At 43.3% G+C, this 11,025-nt stretch carries 12 protein-coding genes and 2 tRNA genes; all 14 read right to left on the bottom strand.

Annotated elements, in window-relative coordinates; genetic code table 11:
• Positions 1–128 precede the first annotated feature (128 nt).
• The 14 genes from pnuC to cydA all read right to left on the bottom strand — a co-directional run bounded on the left by pnuC (position 129) and on the right by cydA (position 10,329).
• Positions 129–830, bottom strand: coding sequence for a nicotinamide riboside transporter PnuC (gene pnuC / locus AAC854_RS19320; RefSeq protein WP_340618534.1), 702 nt, complete (start codon positions 828–830; stop codon positions 129–131).
• 393 nt (positions 831–1,223) lie between these two features.
• Positions 1,224–1,299 (bottom strand) — tRNA-Lys (locus tag AAC854_RS19325).
• A 31-nt stretch (positions 1,300–1,330) separates the two neighbouring features.
• Positions 1,331–1,406 (bottom strand) — tRNA-Lys (locus AAC854_RS19330).
• Between the two features lie 156 nt (positions 1,407–1,562).
• A complete protein-coding gene (cpoB, locus tag AAC854_RS19335) occupies positions 1,563–2,339 on the bottom strand; it encodes a cell division protein CpoB (RefSeq protein WP_340618535.1) in 777 nt (258 codons plus the stop codon).
• Positions 2,340–2,348: 9 nt separating this feature from the next.
• Positions 2,349–2,855, bottom strand: coding sequence for a peptidoglycan-associated lipoprotein Pal (gene pal, locus AAC854_RS19340; protein ID WP_340618536.1), 507 nt, complete (start codon positions 2,853–2,855; stop codon positions 2,349–2,351).
• Positions 2,856–2,897: 42 nt separating this feature from the next.
• Positions 2,898–4,184, bottom strand: a complete 1,287-nt coding sequence (gene tolB / locus AAC854_RS19345; RefSeq protein ID WP_422824108.1) for a Tol-Pal system beta propeller repeat protein TolB — start codon at positions 4,182–4,184, stop codon at positions 2,898–2,900.
• 190 nt (positions 4,185–4,374) lie between these two features.
• On the bottom strand, positions 4,375–5,493 hold the full coding sequence (tolA, locus tag AAC854_RS19350) for a cell envelope integrity protein TolA (protein ID WP_340618538.1): 1,119 nt from the start codon (positions 5,491–5,493) through the stop codon (positions 4,375–4,377).
• Between the two features lie 35 nt (positions 5,494–5,528).
• The gene (gene tolR, locus AAC854_RS19355) at positions 5,529–5,960 is read right to left on the bottom strand and encodes a colicin uptake protein TolR (RefSeq protein WP_047963193.1); all 432 of its coding nucleotides are present in this window, start codon (positions 5,958–5,960) and stop codon (positions 5,529–5,531) included.
• A gap of 24 nt (positions 5,961–5,984) precedes the next feature.
• The gene (gene tolQ / locus AAC854_RS19360) at positions 5,985–6,674 is read right to left on the bottom strand and encodes a Tol-Pal system protein TolQ (protein WP_047963194.1); all 690 of its coding nucleotides are present in this window, start codon (positions 6,672–6,674) and stop codon (positions 5,985–5,987) included.
• A complete protein-coding gene (gene ybgC, locus AAC854_RS19365) occupies positions 6,671–7,075 on the bottom strand; it encodes a tol-pal system-associated acyl-CoA thioesterase (protein ID WP_340618539.1) in 405 nt (134 codons plus the stop codon). The genes tolQ and ybgC overlap by 4 nt, the downstream gene beginning before the upstream one ends.
• 113 nt (positions 7,076–7,188) lie before the next feature.
• Positions 7,189–7,476, bottom strand: coding sequence for a cyd operon protein YbgE (gene ybgE / locus AAC854_RS19370; RefSeq protein WP_340618540.1), 288 nt, complete (start codon positions 7,474–7,476; stop codon positions 7,189–7,191).
• Positions 7,476–7,592: a cytochrome bd-I oxidase subunit CydX gene (gene cydX / locus AAC854_RS19375; protein ID WP_072061423.1), complete on the bottom strand. Its 117-nt coding sequence runs from the start codon at positions 7,590–7,592 to the stop codon at positions 7,476–7,478. Before cydX ends, ybgE begins: the two co-directional genes overlap by 1 nt.
• Before the next feature lie 11 nt (positions 7,593–7,603).
• Entirely contained in the window at positions 7,604–8,743 is a 1,140-nt protein-coding gene (gene cydB / locus AAC854_RS19380; protein WP_340618541.1) for a cytochrome d ubiquinol oxidase subunit II, read from the bottom strand.
• A gap of 14 nt (positions 8,744–8,757) precedes the next feature.
• Positions 8,758–10,329 carry a cytochrome ubiquinol oxidase subunit I gene (gene cydA / locus AAC854_RS19385; RefSeq protein WP_340618542.1) on the bottom strand — a complete coding sequence of 524 codons (1,572 nt, stop codon included), beginning with the start codon at positions 10,327–10,329 and terminating at the stop codon, positions 8,758–8,760.
• Positions 10,330–11,025: the final 696 nt, after the last annotated feature.

The raw sequence follows: 11,025 nt of genomic DNA on the forward strand, positions 1-11,025 counted from the left end.
CTGTGACATAGCCTTTTGTTCCTTTATTTCTCTATTTTTGACGACTTAAAGTTATAAAGGAGCGGCTATGTCATTTCAACTCATCATAAAAGTCGAGCATCGCGTTAATTTAAGTTTTATTTAAACAACTATCCGTCATGCTTGGCTGCCTTAATCCACAAATGTGCACCATTCAATGCAATACCCGTCAAAATAATATATTGCAACGACATCGCCAAAACGCCTTGGTGACGATAAATTACAATACTGATGACATTGATAATGACCCATATCAGCCAGTTTTCCACATGCTTACGAGTCATCAGTATCATTGCCACTATCGATAATACTGTCATTACTGAATCCCAGAATGGGAAAGCATCAGGCTGCAAGTCAGGCATAATAATATTGAAACCCATGCCCTGTAAGGCAAGAACTACAATTTTTGCCATATAGCCAAAGATTTGATCGATATTGAACGTCATAATCAATATGGCCAGTATGCAAGCCGTAGCAACCATGATCATCTGTTTGGGTTTAAGCCAACGAATTTTAAGCTCTACTTGCTTTTGATCATTAACCCGGCTCCAAGCGTACCAGCCGTAGATATTAGCAGCGAAGAAAAAGATTTGCAGGATGAGACTGGCGTAGAGTTGAATTTGGAAGAAGATTACAGCAAATAGTGAGACATTAATTAACCCAAATACATAATTGATGATTTTCTCCTGACTGGCGAGCCAGATACATAATAAACCCGCTATCGTACCTATCGCTTCAATATATGAAAGGTTATAACCACCTGTTCCTAATGGGATGTGTACTAATATGTTATTAATGTTGAAAAAATCCATGCTTTCTTATCCTTACCATAAGTTATGTTTAGTATATCTATACAACAAACGTCAAATTACAAGATAAATGAGCTATTTTTCTTTTTGGTGTTTTGCATACTAAACAAGATAGCGGATTTATAAATAATATTCAACAAACACTTAACCATCTCCCATGCAGTACACTTTTAATACAAGTAATACCGCGTTACTACATATGGAAGGGTTTATAAACAGGCAACAAGAATGGATGGCATTACGCAAGATCCCACCCAGTAAAATAATAGAAGCAGTGGCTTATGAACGAAAAGAAGATGGGAGATATATTAAAGCTAAGATAGTTAGCCGAGCTACTAATTGGTAGATAATAAAATTTTTTGACTATAAAAAATTTATTTCAGACTATCATTCAGATGGTGGGTCGTGCAGGATTCGAACCTGCGACCAATTGATTAAAAGTCAACTGCTCTACCGACTGAGCTAACGACCCATCTAAGAAGTGCTTGGTTTGAGGATTTAGATGGTGGGTCGTGCAGGATTCGAACCTGCGACCAATTGATTAAAAGTCAACTGCTCTACCGACTGAGCTAACGACCCATCTAAATCTGTTTGGCAGTTATCTCTGCCAACGGCGGCATATATTACTGATTTCTCAGCGCGGCGCAACGTTTATTTTAAAAAATTGGTTTAAATGCCTATTAATCAGACAATTATCCCCCAAAAGACCGATAAGTGACCTTTCGGGGATAATTATTACATCCCAGAAAGCTTTTTTTCAGCCATTTTAGCCGCATTAGTACCCGAATATTGCTTAACAACTTGCTGATAAACCGTTTTCGCTTTATCCTTTTGCCCCTTTTCCTGCATAATTAAACCCACTTTATACAGGGAATCACTGCTTTTTTGTGACTTAGGATAATCTTTCACGACAGTAGCAAAATAATATGCCGCGTCGTCTTTCTTACCTTTGTTGTAATTCAACTGCCCTAACCAATAATTAGCATTCGACGAATATTTGGACTTAGGATAGGCTTTAACGAAATTTTGGAATGCAGCAATCGCCTTGTCATACTCTTTGGTGTTAATAGCCAAAGAGACAGCAGCATCATAATCCCCTTTCTCACTTCTCGAACCCGCTGGCGAAGCAGGCTGTTTATTCTCGGTTTGTGTCGAAGAGGTAGCGTTATTACTTTCTGAATTTGAACCTTCCGCACCTGATGGATTAGTAATCTTATCCAACTGCAAATAAAGATCTTTCTGGCGTTCAATAACCTGATTTAACTGATATTGGTTTTCCTGAATTTGACCACGGAGTGTATCGATATCACGTTGAGAATCAGAAAGTTGTTGCTGGAGCTGAGTTAATAATTGACTGTGAGCGTCAGAAATACGCTCTAATTGGGAGAGGCGCTCATCGGTGGAGCCTGAGCCTACATTACTGATTGGCGCTCGGGCAGTAGCGGCCCAAGGAGCCGCTACGCCAACCAATAACGACAGACCCAACACATAACGTCTGAAGTTACTGTTCATGCTTTACTCTTAGTATACGACTACAGCGCGACGGTTTTTCGCGTATGCTGCTTCGTCATGGCCAAGTACAGCTGGTTTTTCTTTACCGTAAGAAACGATAGCGAGTTGATCAGCAGAAACGCCTTTGCCTTGCAGGTACATTTTCACTGCATTCGCACGACGCTCACCCAGAGCGATATTGTACTCTGGAGTACCACGTTCGTCTGCATGACCTTCGATAGTGACTTTAACAGATGGGTTAGTGCGTAGGAATGCTGCATGTGCATCCAGCATCTGAGCAAATTCGCTGTTGATATCGTACTTATCGAAACCGAAGTATACGATATTGTTGTTTTGCAGCTCTTGCATCTGCTGACGTGCTAATTCTTCAGCAGACAGACCTGCTGCTTTAGAAGAATTATCAACAGTGCCTACACCAGACTGATCATTGTTGCCATTTTTGGTATTATTACACGCTGCTACGGCCATGATTGGTAAAACTAACATCAGCCCTTTTAGCACTTTGTTCAGTTGCATCTCTTTGATCCTTTTATAGTTTGCCATACATATTATTATGCATCACAGATACGGCGACCAGGCAGGGAATTTGACCTGTCCATCGGTAGCCGGAAGACGCGCTTTGAAACGCCCATCAGTCGAAACTAGCTGCAATACAGTTCCCCACCCTTGAGTGGAGCTATAAATCACCATAGTGCCATTAGGTGCGATACTCGGCGTTTCATCTAGAAACGTATCTGTCAAAATTTGGACAGATCCCGTTGCCAGATCCTGCTTGGCGATATGCTGACTGCCACTTGCCGAGCTAACCATCACGATAAAACTACCGTCAGAGCTAACATCTGCATCTTGGTTCTGTGATCCTTCCCAAGTGAGGCGTTGTGGAGCACCGCCATTAATATCGATTTTGTATAATTGCGGACGCCCACCCTGATCGGAGGTATAGACCAGAGTCTGGCTATCCGGCATCCAGCTTGGCTCAGTATTATTACTGCGGCCATCAGTAACCTGACGGATTTGACCAGAAGCTAAATCCATCACATAAAGATTCAAACTGCCTGTTTTAGATAATGCAAAGGCAAGTTTAGTCCCGTCCGGGGAGAATGCAGGTGCTCCGTTATGGCGAGGGAAAGAGGCTACCTGACGTACAGCCGTCGTTGCCAGTGTTTGAATCACCAGTGCAGAACGACCGCTTTCAAATGTAACATAAGCAAGTTTGGAAGCATCCGGTGACCATGCTGGTGACATCAAAGGTTCTGGTGAGCGATGTACGGTAAATTGATTATAACCATCATAATCAGAAACACGCAGCTCATACGGGTACTTGCCCGCACCAGTATTTTTGACAACATAAGCTATACGGGTACGAAATGCACCTTTAATGCCTGTCAGTTTTTCAAATACCTGATCACTGACTGTGTGTGCTGCATAGCGCAGCCATTTTTGTTCAATTGGAAATTGTTCTTGTGCCAATACCGTTCCCGGCGCACCAGCGGTATCGACAAGCTGGTACGAAACAAGAAACTTACCATCAGCGCTGGGTTGAATATGTCCAACAACCACTGAATCAATGCCCAGTGCTGACCATGCCGCAGGCGTTACCTCTGATGCGGTTGCCGGTTGTTGCGGCATACGAGTAGGATCAATGGGATTGAATTTTCCACTGTTTCTCAAATCCGCCGCAATAATTGAACCGATCGCTTCCGGAGCTTCCCCTGCACCAGTCCATTTAAATGGGACAATCCCAATAGGACGGGCAGAATCAACACCCTGTGTAATTTCAATGCGAACTTCTGCATGAGCAGCTACTGCCCACACCATCAGAAAGCCCAATACGACTTTAAACATTTGTTTAAAAGTTTGCTTCATTATCTCTCCCTTATCGCGATCTCTTTATCTGCCCGCAATAATCGCCGGATTCTAACAAACGCCAACAAACAAAACTAGATACCTAAATAAAATCTGATAATTTTGTTTGTACATATAAATTATTCGAAGGTTCACCTAGTAAATAACGCTTTTCCACCAAATATTTACTTTACTTCGGCTTAAAGTCTAGTGTGAAACTCTTGAAATGCTCATAAATCTCTTTGCTTGGTGGACGTGGCATTTTCGTCTGATTAGCAGCAGCAAGCGCCGCTCTGCACAGTGCGGGATCACCAGCCCCTGTTGTGATATCAATCAACAATCCATCTGATGCCAGCTTTATCTTTAATTCACAGGTACGACCGATATACAAGTCTGGATCGCGAAAATTACTCTGGATCGCAGCCTGAATCTGCCCTTTGTAATTATTGATATCCGCATCAGAAGGGCCGCTTTTCTTACCGCCACTTTTCCCAGCAGCAACCGCCCCACCCTGCTTAGGCGAGTTGGATGTCAGACCACCCAGCAAATCATTAACTGCTTGGGCCTGTTTTGCTTCTTCTGCTTTAGCCTTAGCTTTTGCCTTTGCTTTAGCCTCCGCTTCGGCCTTGGCTTTTGCATCTTCTGCTGCCTTAGCTTTAGCTTCTGCCTCTGCTTTTGCTTCCGCCGCTGCCTTAGCTTCAGCCTCCGCTTTAGCTTTTGCCTCAGCAGCCGCTTTACGTTTTGCTGCTTCTTCGGCTTCTTTCTTCGCTTGTGCTTCTGCTTTCTGTCGAGCTTCAGCTTGTTCTTTCAGAATCCTTTCTTTATCTGCCTGTGCTTTTGCGGCTGCTTCTTCCGCCTGTTTTTGCTCTTCACGCGCTTTAGCAGCGGCGGCATCAGCCAGCTTCTGATCTTCACGCGCTTTTGTGGCAGCTTCATCAGCCTGCTTTTTCTGAGCTTCGGCTGCTTGTTGTGCTTTAATTCGCTCTTCTTCAGCCGACTTCAAGCGTTCCTGTTCCTCAGCTTGTTTCGCCCGCAATTCATCGGCCTGTTGCTCAGCTTTTTTCTTCCGTTGCTGCTCAGCTAACTTTGCATTGGCCTGCTGCTGCTGTTGCTGGTTATATTGCTGGACAACCGCATTCGGATCGACCATAACCGCATCAATAACAGCACCATCCGCTCCACCGCCCCCCATTTCTGTTTTTTGCACCAAAGAACCCCAAATCAGAAACCCGATCAGGATAATGTGCAATATTACCGAAATAATAATGGCTCGATTCAGCTTATTGTTTTGTTCGCTTGTCTTTCCCACACTCGACATCCAGAAACTTTAAGTGATAGCAGCCATCAGGCCCCAATAGGTTGGGTCATTAACCCCACCGATTTTACACCCGCCTGACGAAGCATGTTCAGTGCCTTGATGATTTCATCATAAGGAACATCCTTAGAGCCGCCAATCAGGAAAACCGTCTTCGGATTGGCTTTCATCAAGGTTTGAGCTTCAGCAACAATTTGCTGCTCAGGTAACAATTCTAAACGTTCCTGGTTAACGACCATGTTGTACTGCCCTACCCCAGAAACTTCTACAATGACCGGTGGATTATCAGAACTGGAAACTGTTTTTGAATCCACCGCTTCAGGTAAATCGACTTCTACGCTTTGCGTGATAATCGGCGCTGTTGCCATAAAGATCAGCAACAATACCAGCAACACGTCCAGCAAGGGGACGATATTGATCTCGGATTTTAGCTCACGTCTGCGACTACGAGTGCGCGCCATTCGCTGATTACCCCTTACTCTCTGTTACGATTTGTTGGTATTGGAAGCAAAGGCCTGACGGTGCAGAATGGCCAAAAATTCTTCCATAAAGTTATCGTAAGTTTGTTCTAGTTTGTTGACACGCTGGTTCAAACGGTTATAGGCCATTACCGCAGGAATTGCGGCAAACAAACCAATAGCTGTTGCAATCAGAGCTTCTGCAATACCGGGAGCAACCATTTGCAATGTTGCCTGCTTTACTGCGCCTAAGGCAATAAAGGCATGCATGATCCCCCAAACCGTACCAAACAAACCAATATAAGGGCTGATGGAACCCACGGTTCCCAGAAACGGAATGTGGTTTTCCAATGTTTCCAATTCACGATTTAACGAGATACGCATGGCACGGGAAGCCCCTGTGATAACAGCTTCTGGTGCATGGTTATTTGCCTGATGTAAACGGGCAAATTCTTTAAAGCCAGAATGGAAAATCTGTTCAGTACCACTTAACGAATCACGGCGTGACTGACTTTCTTTATAAAGACGAGATAATTCAATACCCGACCAAAATTTATCTTCAAATGCTTCCGCTTCACGGCTGGCGGCATTAAGAATCTTTGTTCGTTGGATAATGATTGCCCAAGAGGCGATAGAAAAGCCGATCAGAATCAACATGATCAACTGCACTAAAAAGCCTGCCTTAAGAAATAAATCAAGGATGTTCATGTCAGTCACTGCTTAAACTCCGCGACAATAGACTTTGGAAGCGCAATAGGCTTCATTTGAGATGAATTCACGCAGACAACTAAACATTCTGCGCTACTGACAACTACGTCATTGCAATCAACAATTCGTTGAATAAATGTCAGAGAAGCGCCACGAATATTCGTAATTTCGCTCTCAACAACCAACTGATCATCCAGTTTTGCTGTTTTCCGATAGTCAATAGTCATGCGGCTGACGACAAAACCAACCTGCTTATCTAACATATACTGTTGGTGAAAACCTTTTTCACGCAGCATTTCGGTACGGGCTCTTTCGTAAAAAGCCAAATAGCGAGCGTGATAAACCACACCACTAGCATCTGTGTCTTCGTAGTAAACACGGATCGGCCAACGGAATAACATATTACTCATATAATCCTAATTAGGCGAATTGACGCTGTCACTATACTCAAGACAGTAGCGCTTTGGAATGACCGCTAATAAAAAAAATTTATAGGCCAACGACCTATAAAATTATAATTAGTTTACTTAAAGAAATGATATAAGCCAAAAAGAAGAATGAAAAATGCGGGTAACGGATGAAAAAAAAGACGCCAAATGATTCGCTTAGGGTGAAATCCGACACCAAACGTGACACCAGAACAGACAGCCCAAATCAATAAGATACCTTGCCATATCTGCAATGAACTGGTATTGGCCGCAAAACGTGACGGTTCCCAGAACACACATAAAGCAAGAGTCAGGGCCATGATGAGGATAAGGGCCCTCAATAAGCCCTTATCCATAAGTTGGTAGCATTTATCAGCCAACATTATTTTTTGTCACTCTCAGTCGCTTTCTGTGATTCATTGTGCTCAAGAGCCAAGGCTGCAATAACAGCAAAACTACAAGCCAAGAGCGTTCCGAGAATCCAAGCAAAATACCACATGCCTATGCTCCTTAGTACAGTGAGTGTTTGTTGTTTTCAATGTAACTCTTATCCAAACGCCCAAAAGTTTTGTAGTAACACCAAATGGTGTAAGACAACACAATAGGAACAAAGATAAGCGCAACAACGAACATAACTTGCAACGTCCACTGGCTGGATGTCGCATCCCACATAGTCAAGCTGATATTCGGGTCAAGACTTGATGGCATCACAAATGGGAACATCGCAATACCTGAAGTCAGGATAATGCAAGTGACCGTCAATGATGAAAACAGGAATGCCCAAGCACCTTTATCCAACCGGGTTGCCAACATAGTCAGCAGAGGAAGAAAAACACCCAACGCCGGTATTGCCCACAAAATCGGATGGTTATTAAAGTTAGTCAGCCATGCACCTGCCTGCTGAACAACTTCTTTATGCAGCGGGTTAGATGGCGCATTTACGTCCAGGCCACCTGTTATGGCATAGCCATCAATGCCATAAATCAGCCATACACCAGCCAACAGGAATGCAACTGACGTTATCGCTGCACAAACATGAGTTGCAGTGCGGGAGCGCAGATGCAATTCACCCATTGTACGCATTTGCAGGTAAGTCGCACCCTGTGTCACGATCATCATCAGGCTGATCACACCAGCCAACAGACCATAAGGGTTCAACAAACCAAAGAACGAACCTTCATAGGAAACACGCAGATAGGAGTCCACAGCCAGAGGAACACCTTGCAACAAGTTACCAAATGCAACACCGATAACCAAAGCAGGCACGAAGCTACCAATAACCAGCCCCCAATCCCACATACTGCGCCATTTGCTACTTTCCAGTTTAGAGCGGTAGTCAAAACCGACCGGACGGAAAAACAGCGCGGCCAATACCAGAATCATTGCCACATAGAAACCGGAGAAAGCAGCTGCATATACCATTGGCCATGCAGCAAACAAAGCGCCACCAGCGGTAATTAGCCAAACTTGGTTACCATCCCAGTGTGGGGCAACTGAGTTAATCATGATGCGGCGTTCGGTATCATTTTTACCGATGATTCTCAGCAGGATACCAACCCCCATATCGAAACCATCAGTCACTGTGAAACCGATCAGTAACACACCAATCAGCAGCCACCATATAAATCGTAATACATCATAATCAAGCATAAGTGGACTCCTGCTTACTCAATATTGTTCGCTGAAGAAACTGTTTTCTGTTCAAAGTGGTAACGCCCTGTTTTCAGGCTGCTTGGGCCGAGACGGGCAAATTTGAACATCAAGAACATTTCCGCGATCAAGAACAAGGTGTACAGACCACAAATCAGTACCATTGAGAAAATGAGATCGCCAACACTGCGTGTTGAAGCGGCAACCGCGGTTGGCAGAACTTCACCAATTGCCCAAGGCTGACGGCCATATTCTGCAACAAACCAGCCAGCCTCAACGGCAATCCATGGTAATGGAATACTGAACAGTGCAGCACGCAGCAACCATTTATACTGACCAATGCGGTTGCGGATAACACTCAGGAATGACAGACCGATAACCAGCAGCATGATAAAACCAGCAGCAACCATGATACGGAATGCAAAATAGAGCGGTGCTACACGAGGAATAGAATCTTTCGCCGCAGCTTGAATCTGTTCTTCTGTCGCATCAGTTACGTTCTCGGTATAACGTTTCAAGAGCATGCCGTAACCAAGATCTTTTTTGCTTTCGTTGAATGCGCTACGAACACTTGGATCAATGTTGCCAGAACGCAACTCTTCCAGCAGTTCATAGGCCTTGATTCCGTTACGGATACGTTGTTCATGCTGACTCATCAAATCACGCAGGCCAACAACGGGGGTATCTGTAGAACGGGTAGCAATCAATCCCAAGACATAAGGAATTTGGATGGAATATTTATTTTCCATTTTGTCTTGATCAGGAAGCCCAATCAACGTGAATGAAGCTGGAGGTGGCTGAGTTTCCCATTCTGCTTCAATCGCTGCCAGCTTGGTTTTCTGCACATCCCCCATCTCATATCCGGATTCATCACCCAGAACAATGACAGACAGTATTGCAGCCATACCAAAACTTGCGGCAATTGCAAAAGAGCGTTTGGCAAATGCAAAATCGCGCCCTTTCAGTAGATAATAAGAACTGATGCCCAATACAAAAATAGCGCCTGTAACATAACCAGCAGCAACAGTATGAACGAATTTCACCTGAGCAACCGGGTTAAGTACCAGTTCACTGAAGCTCACCATTTCCATTCGCATGGTTTCGAAATTGAAATCAGATGCAATCGGGTTTTGCATCCAACCATTCGCAACCAAAATCCACAATGCAGAGAAGTTAGAGCCTAATGCAACCAGCCAGGTAACCGCCAAATGTTGTTTCTTACTCAGACGATCCCATCCGAAGAAAAACAGACCAACGAATGTGGATTCGAGGAAGAATGCCATCAAACCTTCGATGGCCAGCGGCGCGCCGAAAATATCACCAACATAGTGTGAGAAATATGACCAGTTAGTTCCGAACTGGAACTCCATGGTCAAGCCCGTTGCGACACCCAGAGCAAAGTTAATACCGAATAACTTGCCCCAGAATTTTGTCATATCTTTATAGATTTGTTTACCAGAAAGGACATATACCGTTTCCATGATCGCAAGCAAAAACGCCATGCCCAGCGTTAATGGTACGAACAGAAAATGGTACATGGCAGTTAAGGCAAACTGTAATCGTGACAGTTCGACAATATCAAACATCTTGACTCCTTGCTCCTAGCAGGAAGGACACCGACTTGCGGCAACCTGACTTCGTAAAACGGAAGTCTCGTAACTACCAGCAATAAATGCCTCAAACACAATAATGAATTATTAACGAAATCAAAGATTCAGTATATACCACAATAATATTACGCCTATATTTACACACAATAAATAAATTTTACGTGATTCAGCTTAGAAATCTGAATATAGGTCAACAATGCCGTGTATTCCCAGCTTAATATCTGTATATCTTAGATCAATTTAATCAAGTTTAGCCAATATATTCCATAGTAATAACTTGATTTTAGTCAATTTTTTACTTGCTTTGTTAAGCTTTGCGGCTATTATTTCAATCTGGTTTACTAGGTGTTAATAGGTTGTTATTTGTAATGAGCTGTAATTTCTTTTTTGCTGTAAAAAACATTAGAAAATTAACTTTTCATTTTCATTCTTCAAAAAATATATTTTTTCGATATTTCGGGTTAAATTAACCAAATAAATGGGACCTTCTAAATCCAGTTAAATTAAATTGGAAAATAACTGACTTTATAAATGAACTAACTCACTGTTAATATTATGAATAAAAATAAGTATCCCCCGGCATAGCCGGGGGTTTTTCATATGCGCCTATAAGGCTTTCTTACCAGCCGCGCCCTAACAGGCGCATCGCAATCTGACATTTGCATTCTATGG

The sequence above is a fragment of the Xenorhabdus entomophaga genome, from assembly GCF_037996725.1.
GTDB lineage: Bacteria > Pseudomonadota > Gammaproteobacteria > Enterobacterales > Enterobacteriaceae > Xenorhabdus > Xenorhabdus khoisanae.

Bases quoted from the DNA above. Each gene is read 5' to 3' on its own strand.
- pnuC (WP_340618534.1), bottom strand. From the start codon at position 830: ATGGATTTTTTCAACATTAATAACATATTAGTACACATCCCATTAGGA.
- cpoB (WP_340618535.1), bottom strand. From the start codon at position 2,339: ATGAACAGTAACTTCAGACGTTATGTGTTGGGTCTGTCGTTATTGGTT.
- pal (WP_340618536.1), bottom strand. From the start codon at position 2,855: ATGCAACTGAACAAAGTGCTAAAAGGGCTGATGTTAGTTTTACCAATC.
- tolB (WP_422824108.1), bottom strand. From the start codon at position 4,184: ATGTTTAAAGTCGTATTGGGCTTTCTGATGGTGTGGGCAGTAGCTGCT.
- tolR (WP_047963193.1), bottom strand. From the start codon at position 5,960: ATGGCGCGCACTCGTAGTCGCAGACGTGAGCTAAAATCCGAGATCAAT.
- ybgC (WP_340618539.1), bottom strand. From the start codon at position 7,075: ATGAGTAATATGTTATTCCGTTGGCCGATCCGTGTTTACTACGAAGAC.
- ybgE (WP_340618540.1), bottom strand. From the start codon at position 7,476: ATGTTGGCTGATAAATGCTACCAACTTATGGATAAGGGCTTATTGAGG.
- cydX (WP_072061423.1), bottom strand. From the start codon at position 7,592: ATGTGGTATTTTGCTTGGATTCTCGGAACGCTCTTGGCTTGTAGTTTT.
- cydB (WP_340618541.1), bottom strand. From the start codon at position 8,743: ATGCTTGATTATGATGTATTACGATTTATATGGTGGCTGCTGATTGGT.
- cydA (WP_340618542.1), bottom strand. From the start codon at position 10,329: ATGTTTGATATTGTCGAACTGTCACGATTACAGTTTGCCTTAACTGCC.